This window comes from Streptomyces sp. NPDC016851 (assembly GCF_055562795.1).
Map to the genome: position 1 here is coordinate 26108 of NZ_JBVHEP010000019.1, position 20787 is coordinate 46894.

Annotated in this window: 20 protein-coding genes and 1 pseudogene; 8 read left to right on the forward strand and 13 right to left on the reverse strand. The window is 71.3% G+C overall.

Annotated features, from left to right (window positions below; translation table 11 throughout):
- Position 1: 1 nt before the first annotated feature.
- From ACZ3I3_RS27360 to ACZ3I3_RS27375, 4 genes are all read right to left on the reverse strand, one after another.
- The gene (locus ACZ3I3_RS27360) at positions 2-952 is read right to left on the reverse strand and encodes a cytochrome c oxidase assembly protein (protein ID WP_467369368.1); all 951 of its coding nucleotides are present in this window, start codon (positions 950-952) and stop codon (positions 2-4) included.
- Between the two features lie 164 nt (positions 953-1116).
- Entirely contained in the window at positions 1117-2142 is a 1026-nt protein-coding gene (locus tag ACZ3I3_RS27365; RefSeq protein ID WP_467369370.1) for a 6-phosphofructokinase, read from the reverse strand.
- Between the two features lie 194 nt (positions 2143-2336).
- A complete protein-coding gene (locus ACZ3I3_RS27370) occupies positions 2337-3065 on the reverse strand; it encodes a type 1 glutamine amidotransferase (RefSeq protein ID WP_274814650.1) in 729 nt (242 codons plus the stop codon).
- Positions 3066-3088: 23 nt separating this feature from the next.
- Positions 3089-4327 (reverse strand): MurT ligase domain-containing protein, encoded by a 1239-nt coding sequence (locus ACZ3I3_RS27375; RefSeq protein WP_086558789.1) that lies wholly within the window; start codon positions 4325-4327, stop codon positions 3089-3091.
- 159 nt (positions 4328-4486) lie between these two features.
- Here ACZ3I3_RS27375 and def point away from each other — a divergent pair, with 159 nt between their 5' ends.
- Entirely contained in the window at positions 4487-5026 is a 540-nt protein-coding gene (gene def, locus ACZ3I3_RS27380) for a peptide deformylase (RefSeq protein ID WP_467369373.1), read from the forward strand.
- A 70-nt stretch (positions 5027-5096) separates the two neighbouring features.
- Here def and ACZ3I3_RS27385 read toward each other — a convergent pair whose 3' ends face one another.
- On the reverse strand, positions 5097-5741 hold the full coding sequence (locus ACZ3I3_RS27385; RefSeq protein ID WP_356011458.1) for a TetR/AcrR family transcriptional regulator: 645 nt from the start codon (positions 5739-5741) through the stop codon (positions 5097-5099).
- Between the two features lie 172 nt (positions 5742-5913).
- Between ACZ3I3_RS27385 and ACZ3I3_RS27390 the strand changes: the two genes are divergently transcribed.
- On the forward strand, positions 5914-7140 hold the full coding sequence (locus ACZ3I3_RS27390) for an acyl-CoA dehydrogenase family protein (RefSeq protein WP_467369376.1): 1227 nt from the start codon (positions 5914-5916) through the stop codon (positions 7138-7140).
- A gap of 48 nt (positions 7141-7188) precedes the next feature.
- Here ACZ3I3_RS27390 and ACZ3I3_RS27395 read toward each other — a convergent pair whose 3' ends face one another.
- The 3 genes and pseudogenes from ACZ3I3_RS27395 to ACZ3I3_RS27405 all read right to left on the reverse strand — a co-directional run.
- Entirely contained in the window at positions 7189-7710 is a 522-nt protein-coding gene (locus ACZ3I3_RS27395) for a cupin domain-containing protein (RefSeq protein ID WP_467369378.1), read from the reverse strand.
- 7 nt (positions 7711-7717) lie between these two features.
- Positions 7718-8932 (reverse strand): cytochrome P450, encoded by a 1215-nt coding sequence (locus tag ACZ3I3_RS27400; RefSeq protein ID WP_467369379.1) that lies wholly within the window; start codon positions 8930-8932, stop codon positions 7718-7720.
- Position 8933: 1 nt separating this feature from the next.
- Positions 8934-10004, reverse strand: a pseudogene (locus ACZ3I3_RS27405) (type III polyketide synthase); the annotation flags it as partial.
- A 167-nt stretch (positions 10005-10171) separates the two neighbouring features.
- Between ACZ3I3_RS27405 and ACZ3I3_RS27410 the strand changes: the two are divergent.
- Positions 10172-10837 carry a thiaminase II/PqqC family protein gene (locus ACZ3I3_RS27410; protein ID WP_467369380.1) on the forward strand — a complete coding sequence of 222 codons (666 nt, stop codon included), beginning with the start codon at positions 10172-10174 and terminating at the stop codon, positions 10835-10837.
- A gap of 50 nt (positions 10838-10887) precedes the next feature.
- Here the strand turns inward: ACZ3I3_RS27410 and ACZ3I3_RS27415 are convergent, their stop codons facing one another.
- The 5 genes from ACZ3I3_RS27415 to ACZ3I3_RS27435 form a co-directional block, all read right to left on the reverse strand.
- Positions 10888-11124, reverse strand: coding sequence for a DUF6213 family protein (locus ACZ3I3_RS27415; RefSeq protein ID WP_059417701.1), 237 nt, complete (start codon positions 11122-11124; stop codon positions 10888-10890).
- A gap of 25 nt (positions 11125-11149) precedes the next feature.
- A complete protein-coding gene (locus ACZ3I3_RS27420; protein ID WP_467369381.1) occupies positions 11150-12535 on the reverse strand; it encodes an NADP-dependent succinic semialdehyde dehydrogenase in 1386 nt (461 codons plus the stop codon).
- Positions 12536-12610: 75 nt separating this feature from the next.
- A complete protein-coding gene (locus ACZ3I3_RS27425) occupies positions 12611-13069 on the reverse strand; it encodes an NUDIX hydrolase (RefSeq protein ID WP_467369382.1) in 459 nt (152 codons plus the stop codon).
- On the reverse strand, positions 13066-14604 hold the full coding sequence (locus ACZ3I3_RS27430) for an ATP-dependent DNA ligase (RefSeq protein ID WP_467369384.1): 1539 nt from the start codon (positions 14602-14604) through the stop codon (positions 13066-13068). Before ACZ3I3_RS27430 ends, ACZ3I3_RS27425 begins: the two co-directional genes overlap by 4 nt.
- A 49-nt stretch (positions 14605-14653) precedes the next feature.
- Positions 14654-15601 (reverse strand): NAD(P)/FAD-dependent oxidoreductase, encoded by a 948-nt coding sequence (locus ACZ3I3_RS27435; protein WP_467369386.1) that lies wholly within the window; start codon positions 15599-15601, stop codon positions 14654-14656.
- A gap of 78 nt (positions 15602-15679) precedes the next feature.
- Between ACZ3I3_RS27435 and ACZ3I3_RS27440 the strand changes: the two genes are divergently transcribed.
- From ACZ3I3_RS27440 to ACZ3I3_RS27460, 5 genes are all read left to right on the forward strand, one after another.
- A complete protein-coding gene (locus ACZ3I3_RS27440) occupies positions 15680-16252 on the forward strand; it encodes a helix-turn-helix domain-containing protein (RefSeq protein WP_467369388.1) in 573 nt (190 codons plus the stop codon).
- Positions 16253-16368: 116 nt separating this feature from the next.
- Positions 16369-17334, forward strand: a complete 966-nt coding sequence (locus tag ACZ3I3_RS27445) for an NADPH:quinone oxidoreductase family protein (RefSeq protein WP_467369390.1) — start codon at positions 16369-16371, stop codon at positions 17332-17334.
- The gene (locus ACZ3I3_RS27450; protein ID WP_467369392.1) at positions 17331-18572 is read left to right on the forward strand and encodes an acyl-CoA dehydrogenase family protein; all 1242 of its coding nucleotides are present in this window, start codon (positions 17331-17333) and stop codon (positions 18570-18572) included. The genes ACZ3I3_RS27445 and ACZ3I3_RS27450 overlap by 4 nt, the downstream gene beginning before the upstream one ends.
- Positions 18569-19642: an acyl-CoA dehydrogenase family protein gene (locus tag ACZ3I3_RS27455; RefSeq protein ID WP_467369394.1), complete on the forward strand. Its 1074-nt coding sequence runs from the start codon at positions 18569-18571 to the stop codon at positions 19640-19642. The genes ACZ3I3_RS27450 and ACZ3I3_RS27455 overlap by 4 nt, the downstream gene beginning before the upstream one ends.
- Positions 19643-19849: 207 nt before the next feature.
- Complete coding sequence (locus ACZ3I3_RS27460; RefSeq protein ID WP_467369396.1) at positions 19850-20713, forward strand: phosphatidylinositol-specific phospholipase C/glycerophosphodiester phosphodiesterase family protein; 864 nt, start codon at positions 19850-19852, stop codon at positions 20711-20713.
- Positions 20714-20787: the final 74 nt, after the last annotated feature.

Genomic DNA, 20787 nt, shown 5'->3' on the forward strand with positions numbered 1-20787 from the left:
CTCAGTTCCCGCGTGCGTGCAGCGAGCTCAAATAGGCGTTGTACGCCTCGAGTTCCTTGTCCCCGTCGCGGTCGGCGGCCCGGTCCTCACGCTTGGCCTGACGCTGGTCCGAGGCGTACCACTGGAACAGCAGCGCGACCAGCACCAGCACGGACGGGATCTCGCTGAACGCCCAGGCGATGCCGCCCGCCGCGTTCTGGTCGGACAGGGCCTCGATGCCGAGCGAGGCGGGCGGGTTCTTGAACGTCTCGACCATCGGCTCGGACGCCATCATCAGCGCGATACCGAAGAACGCGTGGAACGGCATGCCCGCGAACAGCTCCAGCATCCGCATCAGATAGCCCGGCCGGTGCGGGCCCGGGTCCACGCCCATGATCGGCCAGAAGAACACCAGGCCCACGGCGAGGAAGTGCACCATCATCGCGATGTGCCCCGTCGTGGAGCCCATCAGGAAGTCGAACAGCGGTGTGAAGTACAGCCCGTACAGGCTGGCGATGAACAGCGGGATCGTGAACGCCGGGTGGGTGACGATCCGCATGTAGTGGCTGTGCAGGAACATCAGCAGCAGCTCACGCGGCCCCTTGCGGCCCCGCCCCGCCGTCGGCAGCGCCCGCAGCGCCAGTGTGATCGGCGCCCCGAGCAGGATCAGGATCGGCGACACCATGCTGATCACCATGTGCTGCACCATGTGCACGCTGAACATGACCATGCCGTAGTCGTTGAGCTGGGTGCACATCATGAGCACGATGCTCAGCACGCCGATGACGAAGGCGATGGTCCGCCCCACCGGCCACTTGTCCCCGCGCCGCACCAGCCGCACGACACCCCACCCGTACAGTGCCAGCCCGGCCAGGCAGGCGATGAGGAAAAACGGGTCGGCCGACCACTCCAGCCCTCGTCCCAGCGTGAACGGCGGCAGATCCATGGTCATGCCGTGCCCGCTGTGATCCATACCGCCGGCTCCTGTTTCGTGGGGGTGTGCAGCAAGTTGTCCGCCCCAAGAGTAGAACCGCCCCCGGTCAGAACTACGACCGGGGGCGGTTCAGCGTCCCTCAGGGGCGCGGGGAACTGCGCGACCAGCCACACACAGCCCGCACCCGGCAACCGAGCACTACCTCAGAGAACGCACTCCGCCTCGTCGTACCGATCCTCCGGCACGGTCTTCAGCGTCTCCACGGCCTCGGCCAGTGACACCATCACGATGTCGGTGCCCCGCAGCGCGGTCATCTGCCCGAACTCGCCCCGGTGCACGGCCTCCACCGCGTGCCACCCGAACCGCGTGGCCAGCACCCGGTCGTACGCGGTGGGCGTCCCACCACGCTGCACATGCCCGAGGATCACCGGCCGTGCTTCCTTCCCCAGCCGCCCCTCCAGCTCGACGGACAGCTGACGGGCGATCCCGGCGAAACGCTCGTGCCCGTAGATGTCCTTGCCGCCCTCGTCGAACTCCATGGTCCCGGCCCGGGGCTTGGCCCCCTCCGCCGCCACCACGATCGCGAAGCGCTTGCCCGCCTCGAACCGCTCGCCGACCCGCCGGGTCAGTTCCTCTATGTCGAAGGGCCGCTCGGGTACGACGATGGCGTGCGCGCCGGCCGCCATGCCGGAGTGCAGCGCGATCCAGCCCGTGTGCCGGCCCATGACCTCGACCACCAGAACCCGCTGGTGGGACTCGGCGGTGGTCTTCAGCCGGTCCAGGGCCTCGGTCGCCACCCCGACGGCCGTGTCGAAGCCGAACGTGACGTCCGTGACCGCGATGTCGTTGTCGATGGTCTTCGGCACACCCACGACGGGCAGACCGCTGTCCGACATCAGCCGCGCGGCCTTGAGCGTGCCCTCGCCGCCGATGGGGATGATCGCGTCGAGGCCGAGTTCCTCGACATGGCCCTTGGCCCGCTCCACACCGTCCCGCAGATGGGAGGGCTGGACCCGGGAGGACCCCAGAATCGTGCCGCCGCGGGCGAGGATGCCACCCACCGCGTCGAGGTCGAGCTTGAGGTAGTCGCACTCCAGAAGGCCCTTCCAGCCGTCCCGGAAGCCGATGACCTCGTCGCCGTGGTCGACGACGGCGCGGTGCACGACGGACCGGATGACGGCGTTCAGGCCGGGGCAGTCGCCGCCGGACGTGAGGACACCAATGCGCATAGCCCGAAAACCTTCTCAACGTGGGCCGGGACCGGACCACGTTGTCCGGCTCGAATCCCCGCCACCCTAGCGGCATCGAGGGGCCGGACCGAAGCACGCGTCCGCCTGCTGGACGACCCCGCTCACCTGTGCGGATGGGCCGTCAGACGGGCTGTTGCCAGCAGGTTGACGCGTGCTGAACGCACGCTGCCGGTCTAGGCGGGCTGCTGCGCAGCCGCGATGCGCTCGTTGCGCAGTGCCTCGTACCAGCGGTCGTCGGTCGGCGGCAGCGCGTTGACGTCGAGGGCCAGCTTCAGCAGCAGGTCCGCGATCAGCGGGTTGCGTGCCAGCACCGGGCCGTGCATGTACGTGCCGAAGACGGTGTCGTTGAACGCGCCCTCCGTGCCGTCGCCCGTGCCGTTGCCGTTGCCGAAGCGCACCCGGGCGAGCGGGCGGGCGGTGGGGCCGAGGTGGGTGACGCCCTGGTGGTTCTCGAAGCCGGTCAGCGGGGGCAGGCCGAGGCGCGGGTCGATGTCGCCCAGCACGTCACCGACGCACCGCTCGCCCTCGCCGCGTACCGACACCACGTCCAGCAGGCCGAGGCCGGGCTCGCGCTGGCCGAGGTCGTTGATGAACTCGTGGCCGAGGATCTGGTAGCCGGCGCACACGGAGAACACGATGGCGCCGTTCTCCACGGCCCGGGTCAGTCCGCCGTCCCGGCGCAGCCGCTCGGCCGCGAGCCGCTGGGGACGGTCCTCGCCGCCGCCGATCAGGTAGATGTCGCCGGAGGTCGGGATCGCCTGGTCGCTGCGCACGTCCAGCCGCGCCACGTCCAGGCCGCGCTGCTGGGCCCGGCGCTGCACGACGAGGACGTTGCCCTGGTCGCCGTAGGTGCTGAGCAGGTCGGGATAGATCCAGACGACCCGCAGTTGGTTGTCGCTCACAAAAGTCCCCTGACGTCTCGTGCTCAGTTGCCGACCCGGCGGCGCAGGTCCTGGAACGCCGTGTAGTTGGCGATGACCTCGATCCGGCCCGGCGGGCACGCCGCCACGGCCTGGTCGAGGTTCTCGTACACCTGGAAGTGCTGGTCGGCGACCTCCAGGCGCACCGCGAGGTCCAGCCGCCGGTCGCCGACGACGCAGATCGGGTGGCCGGTCAGACGCGTGTAGTCGACGTCCCACAGCCAGGAGGTGTCGGTGCCGTCGGCCGAGCGCGCGTTCACGGACAGGATGACCGGGGCGGGCGGCGGGTCGATCAGGGAGAACGTCTCCAGCCAGCCGGCCGGGTTCTTCGCGAGGAGGAGCCTGAGGTCACGGCCCTGGAACTGGACGACGTCGTACCGGCCGGCCACCGCCTGCACCTGGTACATGCGCTCCAGCGCGACCTGCGGCGGCACGCCGAACACGGCGGCGACGGCGGCCGAGGAGGCGGCGTTGGCCTTGTTGGCGCGGCCGGGCAGCTGGAGGTGGATCGGCCAGGCGGAGCCGTGCGGGTCCAGGACGTGGTCGCCGGAGAGCGCCCAGCTCGGCGTCGGACGGCGGAAGCCGCATTCGCCGCAGTACCAGTCGTCGCCCGGGCGCTGCATCACGCCACCGCACGACGGGCAGGACCAGGCGTCGTCCTTCCACATCTGCCCGGCGGCGACCCAGATCACATTGGGGGAGGAGGACGCCGCCCACACCACCAGCGGGTCGTCGCAGTTGGCCACCACCACGGCCTTGGAACCGGCGAGCCCCTCCCGCCAGTTCTCGGCGAGCATGCGGGTCTCGGCGGCGCGGTCGAGCTGGTCGCGGGAGAGGTTGAGCAGCGCGATGCACTTCGGCGCGGTGTCCCGGGCGACGCCGGCGAGGTACTTCTCGTCGACCTCGATCACGCCGTACCGGGCGTCCGAGCTGCCCGCGAGCGCCGAGGTGATGCCGGCCGGCATGTTGGCGCCGAGCGCGTTGGAGACGACCGGTCCCGCCGCGCGCAGGGCCTCGGCGATGAGCCGGGTGGTCGTGGTCTTGCCGTTCGTCGCCGAGACCAGGATCACGTCCAGGTTCTGCGCGAGCCGGGCGAGGAGGTCGGGGTCGAGCTTGAGCGCCACCCGGCCGCCGATCACCGAACCGCTGCCGCGCCCCGCGGCGCGGGATGCCGCCGCGACCGCCTTGCCCGCGGTCACGGCCAGCTTGGCCCGCGGCGAGAGCGGGTCCGAGTTGCCTGCCATCAGTTCTCGATCCTCCTTGCGTACGCGCCGCGCCTTGAAGCCTGACGGCCACGTGGTGTGGACCTCAGCCTATCGAGATCCATTAGCACTCCCGAACCGAGGCACTGTGGTGAACTCGTGCGGGAGGCGCGGAATGACAGGGACCTTACTCTTGCCGCCATGCGAAACAGCCCCATCCCCGGCGCCCACGGCCACGTGAGACCCCTCACCCTGCACGGAGACCCCCTGCTGCACGCACCCTGCGCGGAGGTCACCGAGTTCGGCCCCGAACTGGCACGCCTCGTCGAGGACTTGTTCGCAACCATGTACGCCGCCCAGGGCGTCGGCCTCGCCGCCAACCAGATCGGCGAGCCGCTGCGGGTCTTCGTCTACGACTGCCCCGACGACGAGGACGTCCGGCACCTCGGCCACCTGGTCAACCCGCGCCTGGTCGAGGCGGACGGAGTGGTGGTCCGGGGCCCGGAGGGCTGCCTGTCCCTGCCGGGCCTGGAAGCGGCCACGGAACGTTACGACCACGCGGTCGTCGAGGGCTTCACGATGACCGGAGAGCCGGTCACCATCCACGGCACGGGCTTCTTCGCCCGCTGCCTGCAACACGAGTACGACCATCTGGAGGGCCGCATCTACGCGGACCACTTGAAGGGCTGGCGCCACCGCAGACTGCTGCGCCAGGTGGCCCGGGCTTCTTGGCGCGGGTGAGGTGTCCGACCTTAGGGGCGCGGGGAACTGCGCGAACAACCCCCACCGGCCCGCAGCCGAAGGACGACGGTCAGAACCCCGGCCCGCCCATTTTGTCCCCCGCAGCCGCAAGCCGCCCCCACAACAGATCAGCCAGACTCCGCACCAACTCGGCACGAGAACAAGGCCGTTCCCCCAGCCACCAGTCCCCGGCGGCATGCATCATGCCGACGATCCCGTGCCCCCACACCCGCGCCAGCTGCTGCCCACCCGGCCCGAGATCCAGCCGCTCCTCGATGACCTGGGCGAGTTCCTCCCCCATCCGCCGCAGCAACGGCGCGCTGTGCTTGCCGACATCGAACCCCGGATCTCCCGGCTGGCCCCCCTCCGCCGGATGCATCAGGAACCGGTACACCTGAGGCCGCGCCTCGATCGCCGCGAGGTACGTGTCCAGCGTCGCCTCGACCCGCTCCCGCCGCTCCGCGGGAGCGTCCAGCGCCGCCCGGAGCGAGTCCAGCAGCGCGTCCGTGTGCCGTTTGGCGAGGGCGGCGTATAGTCCGCCCTTGTCACCGAAGTGCCGGTAGAGGATCGGCTTGGTGATGCCGGCCTCCGCCGCGATCGCGTTCATCGAGGCCTGCGGACCGTCGCGCAGCACCACTCGGTCGGCGGCTTCCAGCAGCTCGCGCCGTCGGCGGTCGGCGGACCGTTGCTGATCGGTCCGCTGCGTGGTGTCCATGTGCTCTCCCCACCCGTGCTGTTTCGATGACGCCTGCGCAAACTAACACTCAAAGATGCCCCAGACATCGAACGGGTGCCGACCGGTCGGTAGGAGTTGACGCGGACTACCCACCGGTAACAGACTGGTGTTACCGCAAGTAACATGCATGTGTGCCGCTGGAGGGACCGACATGGCCGAGTTCACCATGGAGCTCAACGACGAACAGAAGGAGGTCCGTGACTGGCTGCACGGCTTCGCGGCCGATGTGATCCGTCCCGCGGCCGCCGAATGGGACGAGCGTGAGGAGACTCCCTGGCCGGTCATCCAGGAGGCCGCCAAGGTCGGCATCTATTCCCTGGACTTCTACGCCCAGCAGTACTTCGACCCCACCGGTCTCGGCATCCCCATGGCGATGGAGGAGCTGTTCTGGGGCGACGCGGGCATAGCCCTGTCCATCGTCGGCACCGGTCTCGCCGCCGTCGGAGTCCTCGCCAACGGCACCGAGGAGCAGATCGGCACCTGGATCCCGCAGATGTACGGCGACGCCAATGACGTCAAGGTCGCCGCCTTCTGCTCCTCCGAGCCCGACGCCGGCTCCGACGTGGCCTCCATGCGCACCCGGGCCGTGTACGACGAGGCCAAGGACGAGTGGGTGCTCAACGGCACCAAGACCTGGGCGACCAACGGCGGCATCGCCAACGTCCATGTCGTGGTCGCGGTCGTCGACGCGGAGCTCGGCTCCAAGGGCCACGCCTCCTTCATCATCCCGCCGGGAACCGAGGGCCTGTCCCAGGGCCAGAAGTTCAAGAAGCACGGCATCCGCGCCTCGCACACCGCCGAGGTCGTCCTGGACAACGTGCGCGTCCCCGGCTCCTGCCTGCTCGGCGGCAAGGAGAAGCTGGACGAGCGGCTCGCCCGGGCGCGGGAGAGGGCCAAGCAGGGCGGGGAGCGCGTGAAGAACGCGGCGATGGCCACGTTCGAGGCGTCCCGTCCGGCGGTCGGCGCCATGGCGGTCGGCACCGCCCGGGCCGCGTACGAGGTCGCCCTCGACTACGCCAAGACCCGGGAGCAGTTCGGGCGGCCGATCATCGACAACCAGGGCGTGGCCTTCCAGCTCGCGGACATGCGCACGTCCATCGACGCGGCCCGGCTCCTGGTGTGGCGCGCCTCCTGGATGGCCGTGAACGGCAAGCCGTTCACGGCGGCCGAGGGTTCGATGTCCAAGCTGTTCGCGAGCGAGACGGCCAAAAAGGTCACGGCCCAGGCGGTCCAGATCCTGGGCGGCAACGGCTACACGCGGGAGTACCCGGTGGAGCGGATGCACCGGGACGCCGCGATCTACACGATCTTCGAAGGCACCAGCGAGATCCAGCGCCTGGTGATCGCGCGGACGCTGTCGGGCATGACGATCCGGTAGCCGGGCCGGTAGCTCGGTCCCGTAGCCCGGTCCGGGGCGGGGCCGGGGTCACCGGTGCCGGAGAGGGGTCAGCTGTTCGATGTCGTAGCGGGCGCGGAGTTCCGCGATGGCCGCGTGGTCCGGCGGCCCGCCGTCGCCGAGGATCTCCAGCAGTTCCTCGAAGTAGCGCTCGTGATCCGGCGGAGGGCTCGCCTGGAAGAACATCTTCGCGGGCTCGTCCGTCGGGTTGGCGAAAGCGTGCGGGCACCCCGGGGGTACGGCGATCACCGTTCCCGGCGTCGCCCGCACCACCCGGTTGCCCGAAGCCGACTCCCACGTCCGCCAGTTGTCCGGGGTGCGGACCCGCGGTTCGAAGGCGAGGACGTCCAGCTCGCCTTCGAGCACGTAGAACAACTCCTCGCTGCGCGTGTGCACATGGGCGCCGACGTCGAAGCCCGGGGGCACGACCACCTCGAAGGTGGAGGCCATGCGGGAGTGCGTGCCGGTCACCTTGAAGGTCACGTGCTGGGCGGGGGCCGCCACGACCCGGCCCTGGCCCGGCGGTACGAGCAGCCCTTCCGTCGCCGTCATCGCGGGCTCACCACGTCACGGGCAGGGCCTCGGGACCGCGGATCAGCGCGCCCTTCTTGAACGGCACCTCCTCGGCGGGGACCGCGAGCCGCAGTCCGGGCACGCCGTCGAGGAGCGCGTCGATCAGCAGCTCCGACTCCAGCCTGGCCAGCATGCCGCCGGGGCAGTAGTGCGGGCCGAAGCCGAAGGACACGTGCGGGTTCGGGTTCCGGCCGAAGTCGATCGTCTCCGGGTCGGGGAACACGTCCGGGTCGCGGTTCGCGGCCAGGTACGACACGTAGATCGCGTCACCCGACCGGATCCGGACCCCCCTGATGTCCACGTCCTCCAGGGCGATCCGCGACAGGCCGACCGCGTTGCGGTGCGGGATCCAGCGCAGCAGTTCGTCGATGGCCCGCGGGCGGATCTCCGGCTCGGCCCGCAGCCGCTCGGCGAGCTCGGGGCGGGTCAGCAGGATGTAGAACATCTGGCCGCTGTTGTTGGTGACCGCCTCGCCGCCGATCTGGAGGAGCACCGCGAGGCCCACCGCCTCCTCCAGTGTGATCTCGCCGCGGCCCACGGCGGCGCCGAGCAGGGACGTGACGTCCTCGCCGGTGCTGCCCTCGCGCAGCCCGATCAGGTCGGAGAAGTAGGCGCCCATCTCCTGCTTCGCCTTCTCGCTGAGTTCGGCGCCGTGCGAGGAGGACAGGATCAGCTGGGTCCAGGCGTGCATGCCCTGCCGGTCGGCGGCCGGGACGCCCATCAGCTCGCAGATCACCGCGATGGGGAACGGACCGAGCACGGCATCGGTGAGGTCGGCCGGGGGACCGTCCTGGAGCATCTCGTCGACCAGTTCCGCCAGCATGCGGCGGGACCGCTCGCGCACCCGCTCCACCCCGCGCGCCGTGAACGCCGCGGCGACGCTGCGGCGCAGCCGGGTGTGGTCCGGCGGGTCCAGGAAGCCGACCGCGCCACGCGCCGGGATGAAGTGCGGGGCCAGCCGGGTGACCTGCCGGTCCATGACGGCCTCACGGCTGAAGCGCGGGTCGTTGGTCACCATCCGTACGTCGTCGTAGCGGGTGACCAGCCAGGCCCAGCCCTCCCCGTTGGGCAGCTTGATCCGGGTGACCGGGCCCTCGTCCATCAGCTCGCGCAGGACCGGGTCGAAGTCCGCGCCGGACAGGTCGAGCGCGGGCCAGTCCCGGACCGGGGGCGGCGTTTCGGTGATCGTCTCTTCGCTCATCTCACTTCGCCTCGTCCGCGCGGTGCCAGCGGCCCAGGGCCATCTCGGCGGTGATGCCGGGACCGAACCCGGCGAGCAGCCCGCGTGCCCGGTGCTGGGCGCCACCGTCGTCGAACAGCCGGCGCAGCGCGTCCAGGACGACGGCGCTGGCGATGTTGCCGTACTCGGTGAGCGTGGCCCGGCTGAACCGGAAGGCGTGCGGGTCGACCTTGAGGAAGGTGCTGAGGTCGTCGAGTATTCGGGGCCCACCCGCGTGGACTATGTAGAAGTCCAGGTCGGAGGCGTCCCAGCCATGCTCACCGGCCAGGTCCTTCAGCGCCGGCGCGAGGGGCTCCATCGTGGCGGGCACCCGCTTGTCCAGCAGGAAGTGGAAGCCGGTGGCCCGTACGTCGTACATGATCCATTCCTCGGTCTTCGGGATCAGGTACGAACCGTTGCGCTCCAGGCTGACGCCCTCGCCGCCCCGGCCGCGGACCACGGCGGCGGCGATGCCGTCACCGAACAGGCCGTTCGACAGCAGCGAGCCGACACCGATGTCGGTGGGCTGGTAGCACAGCGAGCAGAACTCGCAGGCCACGATCAGCGCGTTGGCCTCGGGATAGGCCGTGCAGAAGTCGTGGGCCCGGTTGATCGCCGCACCGCCGGCCGCGCAGCCCAGCTGGGCTATCGGCAGCTGCCGGGTGGTGGAGTCGAAGCCCATCTCGTTGATCAGCCAGGCCGTGAGCGAGGGCATCATGAAGCCCGTGCACGACACGTAGATGATCACGTCGACGTCGGTGGTGAGCAGTTCGGCGTCGTCGAGCGCCCGCTGGATGACCGCCGGCACCCGCGCCTTCGCCTCGGCCTCGTAGAGCTTGTTGCGCTCCTCGAATCCGGGGTGTTTCAGGGTTTCCTCGATGGGCTGCACGATGTGCCGCGTGCGCACACCGGTGTTCTCGATGAGCCGGAGGGCCAGCGGCAGTTGGGGGTGGTCGGCGTGGCGCTCACGCGCCAGCTCCAGCGTCTCCTCCATCGTGATCACGTGCTCTGGAACGGACACCGAGGGTCTGCACAAAGTCGCCATGAACCGTGCCTGCTTTCGCCTCCCGGAAGGCCCTTCGCCCCCCGGTCAGAAGGTGGTTCACCTCAGAGGGTGGTCCACCCACGATCACCCGGTGGGGCGCCGATCTCGCGCGGGACTACTCCGTATCGGGGACGCCGTGCCAGGCTCGTACCGACACCTTCACGACGGAGGACACGATGACGCACCCGGCCCGGGACCTGCTGCGGACGACCACCGCGGACCTCGCTCCCGACCCGCGGTCCAACCCCTTGGTCCCCCGGATCGCCGACGGCACGGCCCCCCGCCCCACCCTCGCCGCGCTCGCCCTGGAACAGACCTGGGTGATCCCCGCGGACCGCCAGGCCTTCCTGCACCTGGCGGAACGCTCCGCGACGACCGACCCGGAGGCGGCGGCCTTCTTCAGGACACTCGCGGAGGGCGAGGCGCTGGCCGGTGAGCGACTGACCGTCTTCGCACGTGCGTGCGGTGTGGACGAGGCGCGTCAGGCGTCGTACGAGCCGCTGCCCGGCTGCCAGGCCTATCCCGCGTACGTGGCCTGGCTGGCCCTCAACGCCTCACCGGCGGACGTCGTCCTGGCCCTGACCGCCAACTTCTCCGCGTGGGGCGGGTATTGCGCGACGATCGCCACCGCGTTGCGCGAGCGGTACGGCTTCACCGAAGAGGCCTGCGCGTTCTTCGACTTCTTCGCGGAGCCGTCCCCGGAGCTGGACGAGCTGGCGACGGCGGCGGTGCAGGCAGGCCTGGACAGGGGGCGACTCGACGTGACGAGCGCGCACCGCTACGGGCGCCTACTGCAGACCTACGAGGCGATGTTCTGGAACGCGGTGAGTGCGGTTCCCTAGGGGCGCGGGGAACTGCGCGCCAAGCCCCCACCCACCCGCACACGCCAAAACTACGTCGCACCCCCACTGCTGTGCGCAATACAAGCCACATCAATACGGTCGGCAAGCTTCGCCAGCTCGATCGTCAACGCGGCGACCGTGTCCTCGTCGAGCCCCGACTCCCCGGCCTCGACAAGCCGCACCCACCGACCACCCACCGTCCGCAACAGCTTGCTGACATCGGCCGCAGCCACCTGCAAGGTCCCGCGGTCGTCGACGATCAGAGGCAGAGTCACTTCGCGGTTCACAGACGGGATCGTAGCCCCGCAACACTCACGCACCGTGCCAAACGGTCGTGATGTTGCAGAACTCCCGGATTCCGTGCCCGGACAGCTCACGCCCGTACCCGGACCGCTTCACTCCACCGAACGGGAACGCCGGATGGGAGGCCGTCATGCCGTTGACGTACACACCGCCCGCCTCCAGGTCCCGCACGAACCGGTCCACCTCGGCTTCGTCCCGCGTCCACACGTTCGAACTCAGTCCGAACGGCGAGTCGTTCGCGATCAGTACGGCCTCGTCCAGGTCGGCCGCCCGGTACAGCGTGGCGACCGGACCGAACGCCTCCTCCCGGTGGATGCGCATCTCCCGGTCGATGCCGGCGAGGATGGTCGGCGCGTAGTACCAGCCCGGCCCTTCCGGTCGTTCGCCACCGCACAGAACCTCCGCACCGCCGCGCACCGCGTCGTCGACCAGCTCCTCCAGATCGCGCAGACCCTGCTCGCTGGAGAGCGGCCCGACTTCGGTGTCGTCGGACAGGGGGTCGCCGACCTTCAGCGCCTTCATGCCCTCGGCGAACCGCTGGGCGAAGGCGTCGTAGACGTCCGTGTGCACGATGAACCGCTTCGCGGCGATGCAGGACTGCCCGGTGTTCTGCACGCGCGCGGTCACCGCGACCTTCGCGGCCCGGTCGATGTCGGCGGAGGGCATGACGACGAACGGGTCGCTGCCGCCCAGCTCCAGCACCGTCTTCTTGATCATCTCCGAGGCGGTGGAGGCGACCGCGCGGCCCGCGGGCTCGCTGCCGGTGAGGGTGGCCGCCTTGACCCGCTCGTCGCGCAGGATGTCGTCGACCGCGGCGGAGCCGATCAGCAGCGTCTGGAAGCAGCCCTCCGTGAAGCCCGCACGGTGGAACAGGTCCTCCAGGTAGAGGGCGGTCTGCGGGACGTTCGAGGCGTGCTTGAGCAGGCCCACGTTCCCCGCCATCAGGGCGGGCGCGGCGAAGCGGACCACCTGCCACAGCGGGAAGTTCCACGGCATGACCGCCAGCACCGGTCCCAGCGGCCGGTAGCGCACGAGCACCCGTGAGGCGCCGGAGTCCTTCACGTCGGTGTCGGAGGGCTCCTCGTCGGCGAGCAGTTCCTCGGCGTGGTCGGCGTACCAGCGCATCGCCTTGGCGCACTTCGCCGCCTCGGCCCGGGCCTGCTGGATCGGCTTGCCCATCTCGGTGGTCATCACCCGGGCGATGTCCTGCTGGTCCTCCTCGAGGAGGTCGGCGGCCTTCCTCATCAGCCGGGCGCGCTCGTCGAACGTCGTCGTCCGGTACGTGCGGAACGTGGCCTCCGCGAGCTGGAGCCGGCGCTCGATCTCCTCCTCGCCCATGGCCTCGTACGTCTTGAGCGTCTCGCCGTTCGCCGGGTTCACCGTTGCGATGGGCATGGCTGACCTCCCTCGGAGCGGGCTTAGTCCGACCTTCCCGCGCGGCGGAGCTGACCGCAACGCGGGAGCGTCTCCTCAGGGCGAGTGCTCCGCCAGGCGGTCGAGAAACGCCGCCTGCGCCTTGACGATCACCTCGCGGGCCCGGTCGAGCCCGAACCAGGCCACCCGGTCCAGCTCGGGGAACTCCTGGAGCTGTCCCGACCTCGGCGGCCACTCCATCCGGAACGTGCCGGGCGCGATCGTCGCCGGGTCGAGGTCCGCCTCGATCGCCCAGGCCGTGACGATCTTGCCGTTGGTCTGCCGGACCTCGCCCAGGGGGAGGGCCTCCCCGTCGGGCGGGGGCAGCCCCAGTTCCTCCTCGAACTCGCGCCGGGCCGCAGCCCAGGCCGACTCGTCGGGCTCGTACTCGCCCTTGGGGATGCTCCACGCGCCCGCGTCGCGCCGGGCGAAGAACGGGCCGCCCATGTGGCCGAGCAGCACGTCGAGGCCGTTGTCGGTGTGGTGGAAGAGCAGCAGGCCGGCACTGCGCTTCACGGGCTCACCTCCGGGTGTGCGGCCAGCAGGGTCTCCACCGTGTCGGCGTCCTCGGGGCGCTTGTCCTCCCGGTAGCGGATCACACGGGCGAAGCGCAGAGTGACGCCGGCCGGGTAGCGGGTGGAGCGCTGCAGGCCGTCGTAGGCGATCTCGACGACGAGTTCCGGGCGTACGGTCACGACGTGGCCGTTGTCGTCGACGGCGAGCTGCCGGAGCCGTTCGGTCTGCCAGGTGAGCATCGCGTCGGTCATGCCCTTGAAGGTCTTGCCGAGCATGGCGAGGCCGCCGTCGGCGGTGCGGGCGCCCAGATGGAGGTTGGAGAGCTTTCCGGTGCGGCGGCCGTGGCCCCATTCGGCGGCCAGGACGACCAGGTCGAGGGTGTGGACGGGTTTGACCTTGAGCCAGGACGCGCCGCGCCGGCCCGCGCTGTAGGCGGCGTCGAGCGCCTTGGCGACGACACCCTCGTGGCCGCGTTTCAGGGTCTCGGCGAGGAACTCCTCCGCCGTGTGCAGGTCGTCCGGGCCGGACACCGTCGTGCGGCGCACCCGCATCGGCTCGGGGACCAGTCGGGCCAGCTCGGCGTGCCGCTCGGCGAACGGCAGGTCGAGCAGGTCGTGGCCGTCGACGGACAGCGCGTCGAAGAAGACGGGGGAGACCGGCACCGCGCGGGCCGCCGTCGCCACGTCCGTGCGCGAGCCGACGCGGCCGGCCGTCTCCTGGAACGAGCGGGGGCGGCCGCCCTCGTCGAAGGAGATCACCTCGCCGTCCAGGATGAACCGCTCGCCCCGCAACTCCATCGCGGCGGCCGTCACTTCCGGCAGGCGGTCGGTGATGTCGTCGAGGGTGCGGGTGTAGAGCCGTACCGTGTCGCCGTCCCGGTGCACCTGGACGCGGATGCCGTCCAGCTTCTCCTCGACCGCGCAGGCGCCGAGCTTGTCCACCGCCTCGGCGACCGAGGAGGCGCTGTGCGCGAGCATCGGCCAGACCGGGCGGCCGACGGTGAGGCGGAAGCGGTCCAGGGCGGCGGGGCCGTCCGTGAGCAGCGCCTCGGCCACCGTCTGGAGGGAGCCGGCGAGCATCACGGCTCGCCGTACGTCGGCCGGGGGCGCTTCGGTCGCCTGGGCCAGTCCCTCGACCGCGACCGCGTCCAGCGCGCCCTGCCGCACCTCGCCGGTGAGCAGCCCGACCAGGAACCGCTGCTCGTCCTCGGTGGCAGCGCCCATCAACTCCCCGACCAGCCGGGCCCGTTCCGCCTGGGAGCCGGGGCCGGACACCTTGGCCAGCTCCGACAGCCGGGCGTCCACGTCCCGCACGGTCAGTCCCGGCTCGGCGGCGGGGGCGACCGGGCGGCTCAGCACCTTCCAGCCGACGCCGATCCGGCCCTGCGGCAGCCGTCCGGCCAGGTACGGGATGACGATCGGCACGTCGTCGGCCTCGGCGTCCCGGAAGAGCTCCGCGAGCAGGGCCGTCTTCCGGGACCGCGCCGAAGTGGCGGCGACCTCCTGGGACACTCGGGCCAGCCGGTGCAGCAGCATGCAGCCATGGTGCACCGGAGGGGCCGCCTCTACACCCGGACGGGCACCCCTACTCCTGGACAGCCGCGTCGAGGTCGGTCATCAGCAGATCCCCGACGATCGCGGACGCCGCCCGGTAGCCGCCGCTCGCCGCGTGCACGACCTGCTCGGCGAAGCCGATCGCGTTGCCCGCGGCCCACACGCCGGGCACGGTCGTCAGCCCGGTCGGGTCGACCACCGGGTACGCGCCGAACGGCGTCTCGTGCAGCTCGGCGCCGAGCCGCTCCAGCAGGCCGGTCTGCGGGACGGGGCGCGGGGCGACGAACAGTACGGAGCGGGCGTGTGTCGTACCTCCCTCAGAGGGGGAACCACCAGCGAGCCGGACGCCGGTGAGCCGGTCGTCCTCGACCACCAGTTCCGCGACCTCGCCGGGCACCACGTCCACCCCGGCCGCTGCCAGCCGGCGCAGGTCCTGGTCGGACAGCTCCTCCTCGGCGACCGTGTGCAGGAAGAACCGCACGTCCTTCGACCACTGGGACACGATCAGCGCCTGGTGCACGCTCGCCGGACTCGTCGCCAGCACCCCGAACGGCTGGTCGCGCACCTCCCAGCCGTGGCAGAACGGGCAGTGCAGCACGTCCCGGCCGAACCGCTCGGCGACCCCGGGGACCGCCGGCAACTCGTCCTTCAGCCCGGTCGCGATCACCAGCCGCCGGGCCCGCACGGTCCGCCCGCCGGCCAGCACCACGACGAAGTCCTCGCCCCTCTCCACCTCCACCACCCGGTCCCGCACGAGCTCCACGCCGTAGCGCGCGATCTCCTCCCGGCCGACGGCGAGGAACTCGGCGGGCGGCATCCCGTCACGCGACAGATAGCCCTGCATGTGCGCGGCGGGCGCGTTGCGCGGTTCCCCCGCGTCGACGACCAGCGTGCGGTGCCGGGCCCGGCCCAGCACCAGAGCCGCGGACAGACCCGCCGTACCACCGCCGACGACCACGACTGCGTACCTCTCGGTCATGGTGACCACCTCCACTGCCGAGAGTCGCTCCACTGCCACGGTATTGACAAACCTGTTTGCCGAATCTGCAATACCACCATGACTACGGACGAGGTACTCGCGGGTGTCGGCCCCCGGCTGCGGCAGATGCGCAAGGAGCGGGAGGTGACGCTGGCGGCGCTCTCCGAGACCACCGGCATCTCCGTCAGCACCCTGTCGCGCCTGGAGTCCGGTCTGCGCAAACCCAGCCTGGAGCTGCTGCTGCCGATCGCCCGGGCCCACCAGGTGGCCCTGGACGATCTGGTCGGAGCGCCGTCGGCCGGTGACCCGCGGGTGCGGTCGACGCCGATCGAGATGTTCGGCCGCACCCACTGGCCGCTCACCCGCCAGCCCGGCGGCCTCCAGGCCTACAAGGTGCTGGAACCCCAGCGCCGGCAGGAACCGGAGCCGCGCACGCACGAGGGCTACGAGTGGCTGTACGTGCTGTCCGGCAAGCTGCGCCTGGTGCTGGGCGAGCACGACGTGGTGCTCACGGCGGGGGAGGCCGCTGAGTTCGACACCCGGGTGCCGCACTGGTTCGGGTCGACGGGGGAGGGGCCCGTGGAGTTCCTCAGCCTGTTCGGGCCGCAGGGGGAGCGGATGCATGTGCGGGCGCGGCCGAAGCGGAAGTGACGCGTCCGACGGTTTCCCCGGCCCTCCGACGGTTCCCAGATCGTCAAGCGACCGCTTAGTATGCGAACCGACCCCGGTCAGACGACGCAGTCGACGCAGTCCCGTGGAGGCCCCGCATGCAGGCATGGCAAGTGCACGAGAACGGCGAGCCGGGTGAGGTGATGCGGCTGGAAGACGTGGCACCGCCCACGCCCGCCGACGGCCAGGTCCTGCTGAAGGTGCGCGCCGCGAACATCAACTTCCCCGACGCCCTCCTGTGCCGGGGCCAGTACCAGGTCAGGCCGCCGCTGCCCTTCACCCCGGGCGTGGAGATCTGCGGCGAGACCGAGGACGGCCGCCGGGTGATCGCCAACCCGGCGCTGCCGTACGGCGGCTTCGCCGAGTACGCCGTCGCGGACTCCGCCGCCCTCCTGCCCGCGCCGGACGCCCTGGACGACGCGGAGGCCGCGGCCCTGCACATCGGCTACCAGACCGGCTGGTTCGGTCTGCACCGCCGGGCCGGTCTCGAGGCCGGCGAGACCCTGCTCGTCCACGCTGCCGCTGGAGGGGTCGGCAGCGCGGCCGTGCAGCTCGGGAAGGCCGCCGGCGCCACCGTCATCGGTGTCGTCGGCGGCTCCGGGAAGGCGGCCGTCGCCCGCGAGCTGGGCTGCGACGTCGTGATCGACCGGCGCTCCGAGGACGTCGTCGCCGCCGTCAAGGAGGCCACCGGCGGCCGCGGCGCCGACGTGATCTACGACCCGGTCGGCGGCGAGGCCTACGCCCAGTCCGCCAAGGTCGTCGCCTTCGAGGGGCGCATCGTGGTCGTCGGCTTCGCCAGCGGCACGATCCCCAGCCCGGGGCTGAACCACGCCCTGGTGAAGAACTACTCGATCCTCGGCCTGCACTGGGGCCTGTACAACACCAAGAACCCGAAGCTGGTCCAGCACTGCCACGAGCAGCTCACCGAGCTGGCCGCCCGGGGTGCGATCAAGCCGCTGGTGAGCGAGCGCGTGCCGCTCGGCGGGGCAGCCGCCGCCGTGCAGAAGGTCGCGGACGGCCTGACCACCGGCCGGATCGCCGTCGTCGTGGAGGAGGCAGCATGACCAGCGGAGAGCAGCGCGGTGCGACCAGCGCCGAGGAACTGCGCCGTCGCACGCAGGAGTTGCTGGCCGCTCACCCGCCGGCCTCGACCGACCGCCTGGACTTCCTGCGGGCCCGCTTCGACGCCGGACTGGCCTGGGTGCACTACCCGGAGAGCCTCGGCGGACTCGGCGCTCCCCGGTCCCTCCAGGCCGTCGTGGACGCCGAGCTGGAGGCGGCCGGGGCGCCCGACAACGACCCGCGGCGCATCGGCATCGGCCTCGGGATGGCCGCGCCGACGATCCTGGCCTACGGCACCGAGGAGCAGAAGCGGCGGTACCTGAGGCCTCTGTGGACGGGGGAGGAGGTCTGGTGCCAGCTGTTCAGCGAGCCGGGTGCCGGGTCCGACCTGGCCGCGCTGGGCACCCGGGCCGTCCGGGAGGCTGGGGGCACCTCCCGCTCGAGCGAAGCCGAGAGTGGGGGAGGCTGGGTCGTCAACGGGCAGAAGGTCTGGACGTCCAGCGCCCACGTGGCCCGCTGGGCGATCCTCATCGCCCGCACCGACCCGGACGTGCCCAAGCACCGGGGCATCACGTACTTCGTCTGCGACATGACCGACCCGGGAGTCGAGGTCCGGCCACTGCGGCAGATCACCGGCGAGGCCGAGTTCAACGAGGTGTTCCTCACCGACGTCCGCATCCCGGACTCCCGTCGCCTCGGCGAGGTCGGTGACGGCTGGCGGGTCGCGCAGATGACCCTGAACAACGAGCGCGTCGCCATCGGCGGCATGCGGCTGCCCCGCGAGGGCGGCATGATCGGCCCGGTCTCGAAGACCTGGCGCGAGCGGCCCGAGTTGCGCACCCACGACCTGCACCAGCGCCTGCTGAAGCTCTGGGTCGACGCCGAGGTCGCCCGGCTCACCGGCGAGCGGCTGCGCCAGCAGCTCGTGGTCGGCCAGCCCGGACCCGAGGGCGCCGGCATGAAGCTCGCCTTCGCCCGCCTCAACCAGGAGATCAGCGGCCTGGAGGTGGAACTCCTCGGTGAAGAGGGCCTGCTGTACGACGACTGGACCATGCGCCGCCCGGAGCTGGTCGACTTCACCGGCCGCGAGGCCGGCTACCGCTACCTGCGCTCCAAGGGCAACAGCATCGAGGGCGGGACCAGCGAGGTCCTGCTGAACATCGTCGCCGAGCGCGTCCTCGGCCTGCCCGCCGAACCGCGCACCGACAAGGACGTCGCCTGGAAGGACCTCGCCCGATGAGCGACCTGTTGTACTCGGAAGAGGAAGAGGCGCTGCGCGCCGCTGTCCGCGACCTGCTCGGCGACCACTGCGACGCCCCGGGCGTGATCGCCCGCGTCGAGACGGACACTCCGCACAACCTGGCGCTGTGGAAGGCCCTCACCGACGGCATGGGTCTCGCCGGCCTGCTGGTGCCCGAGGAACTGGACGGCCAGGGTGCCACGCACCGGGAAGCCGCCGTGGTGCTGGAGGAGCTGGGGCGTGCGGTCGCCCCCGTCCCGTACCTCACGAGCGCGGTCGTCGCCACCGAGGCGCTGCTGTCCTGCGGCACCGACGACCTGCTCACCGAGCTCGCCTCCGGGACGTTGATCGGAGCCCTCGCGGTCGCCCTCAGCGTCGCACCGGGCACCGCCTACAAGGTCGTCCGGCACGAGAACGGCCTGCTGCACGGCGAACTGACCGGCATCGCGGACGCGGCCGTCGCCGACGTGCTGCTCGTGCCCGCCGACGACGGCGGCCTCTACGCGGTCGACGCCACCGCCGCGACCGTCACGCCCCAGACCTCCCTGGACCTGACCCGGCCGCTCGCGACCATCACCCTCGACGGAGCGCCGGGCCGCCTGCTGGGGGACGCCGAGCCCGCCGTACGCCGGGCCCTGCGCGCCGGAGCCGGGCTGCTCGCCTCCGAACAGCTCGGACTGGCCGACTGGACGCTGACGGAGACCGTCCGCTACCTCAAGGACCGCAAGCAGTTCAACCGGCCCGTCGGCGGCTTCCAGGCGCTCAAGCACCGGCTGGCCCAGCTGTGGCTGGAAGTCGCGGGCCTCCGCGCGGCCGCCCGCAATGCCGCCGACGCCCTGTCGACCGGCCAGGACGTCGACGTGGCGGTCACCGTCGCCCAGGCCTGCGCGGCGCCCGTGGCCGTCCACGCCGCCGAGGAGGCGCTGCAACTGCACGGCGGCATCGGCATGACGTGGGAGCACCCGGTGCACCTGTACCTGAAGCGTGCGAAGGCCGACTCGATCGCCTACGGCACGGCCGGCGCCCACCGGGAGGCCCTGGCCGCACTGGTCGACCTCCAGGCCCCCTGACATATACCTGGCCGGCGCCTGGTCAACGTCTCGTCGACGCCGGAGCAAAGCCCGTCCCACCAGGGGCGGGCTTTGCCGTGTGCCCTGCTCCGCCGAAGTGAACGCACGACGGCACTCCGGCCAACTCCCCGCAAGGCCCTGCTCCTTGACCCTGCGCGAACCCCATACTCGCAGGGTTCCCGTACGGCACTCCCAGGGAGGCAGAGCATGGACCTCACCACCCGTCGCAGAGCCCTCACCACCCTCGGCGCCGCCCTGGCGGGCTCGGTCGCCCTCCCCGGCACCGACGCCCTCGCCGGTGAACGGCGGCACGGGCCCCGCCCGTTGTGGCGGGCCCACGCCCACAACGACTACGAGCATCCGCGACCCCTGCTCGACGCCCTCGACCACCGCTTCGGCAGCGTCGAGGCCGACATCTACCTGGTCGGCGACCAACTCCTCGTCGCCCACGACCCGGAGGACCTCGACCCGGCCCGCACGCTGGAGTCCCTCTACCTCGACCCGCTCGTCGCGCGCGTACGGGCCAACCACGGCCGCGTGTACCGGGGGTACCGCGGGTCGCTGCAGCTGCTCGTCGACATCAAGACCGAGGGCTCGTCGACGTACCTCGAACTCGACCGCCGGCTCGGGCGCTACCGGCACCTGTTCACGACCTACGCCCACGGCCGGGTCCTCCCCGGCCCGGTCACCGTCGTCGTCTCCGGCGACCGCGCGGCCCGCGCCCCCATGGAGGCCCAAACGGTCCGGCGCGCCTTCTACGACGGCCGGCTCGCCGACCTCGGCGGCCCGGCGCCGGCCTCCCTCATACCGCTGATCAGTGACAACTGGACGCTCAACTTCACCTGGCAGGGCGTGGGCGCGTTCCCGGACGCCGAGCGGGAGAAGCTGCGGAGTATCGTCCGGGCCGCGCACCGCCGGGGGCAGAAGGTGCGGTTCTGGGCGACCCCGGACCTTCCCGGGCCCGCCCGGGAGGCGCTGTGGGGCGAACTGCTCGCCGCCGGAGTCGACCACCTCAACACCGACGACCTCGCCGGACTGGAGGCGTTCCTGGACGCCCGGCGGGCGGCGTAGGCCCGTCGGGGATCCAGGGGACACCACACGTTCGGCGGACAGGTCAGCAGCCCGGATGAACCCTCCGCTACGCC

Coding starts and splice junctions, on each gene's coding strand:
- ACZ3I3_RS27420 (WP_467369381.1), bottom strand. CDS start 12,535: ATGCCCATCGCAACGGTGAACCCGGCGAACGGCGAGACGCTCAAGACG.
- ACZ3I3_RS27455 (WP_467369394.1), top strand. CDS start 18,569: ATGAGCGACCTGTTGTACTCGGAAGAGGAAGAGGCGCTGCGCGCCGCT.
- ACZ3I3_RS27365 (WP_467369370.1), bottom strand. CDS start 2,142: ATGCGCATTGGTGTCCTCACGTCCGGCGGCGACTGCCCCGGCCTGAAC.
- ACZ3I3_RS27360 (WP_467369368.1), bottom strand. CDS start 952: ATGGATCACAGCGGGCACGGCATGACCATGGATCTGCCGCCGTTCACG.
- def (WP_467369373.1), top strand. CDS start 4,487: ATGCGAAACAGCCCCATCCCCGGCGCCCACGGCCACGTGAGACCCCTC.
- ACZ3I3_RS27395 (WP_467369378.1), bottom strand. CDS start 7,710: ATGACGGCGACGGAAGGGCTGCTCGTACCGCCGGGCCAGGGCCGGGTC.
- ACZ3I3_RS27385 (WP_356011458.1), bottom strand. CDS start 5,741: ATGGACACCACGCAGCGGACCGATCAGCAACGGTCCGCCGACCGCCGA.
- ACZ3I3_RS27375 (WP_086558789.1), bottom strand. CDS start 4,327: ATGGCAGGCAACTCGGACCCGCTCTCGCCGCGGGCCAAGCTGGCCGTG.
- ACZ3I3_RS27390 (WP_467369376.1), top strand. CDS start 5,914: ATGGCCGAGTTCACCATGGAGCTCAACGACGAACAGAAGGAGGTCCGT.
- ACZ3I3_RS27435 (WP_467369386.1), bottom strand. CDS start 15,601: ATGACCGAGAGGTACGCAGTCGTGGTCGTCGGCGGTGGTACGGCGGGT.
- ACZ3I3_RS27460 (WP_467369396.1), top strand. CDS start 19,850: ATGGACCTCACCACCCGTCGCAGAGCCCTCACCACCCTCGGCGCCGCC.
- ACZ3I3_RS27440 (WP_467369388.1), top strand. CDS start 15,680: ATGACTACGGACGAGGTACTCGCGGGTGTCGGCCCCCGGCTGCGGCAG.
- ACZ3I3_RS27430 (WP_467369384.1), bottom strand. CDS start 14,604: ATGCTGCTGCACCGGCTGGCCCGAGTGTCCCAGGAGGTCGCCGCCACT.
- ACZ3I3_RS27445 (WP_467369390.1), top strand. CDS start 16,369: ATGCAGGCATGGCAAGTGCACGAGAACGGCGAGCCGGGTGAGGTGATG.
- ACZ3I3_RS27450 (WP_467369392.1), top strand. CDS start 17,331: ATGACCAGCGGAGAGCAGCGCGGTGCGACCAGCGCCGAGGAACTGCGC.
- ACZ3I3_RS27400 (WP_467369379.1), bottom strand. CDS start 8,932: ATGAGCGAAGAGACGATCACCGAAACGCCGCCCCCGGTCCGGGACTGG.
- ACZ3I3_RS27410 (WP_467369380.1), top strand. CDS start 10,172: ATGACGCACCCGGCCCGGGACCTGCTGCGGACGACCACCGCGGACCTC.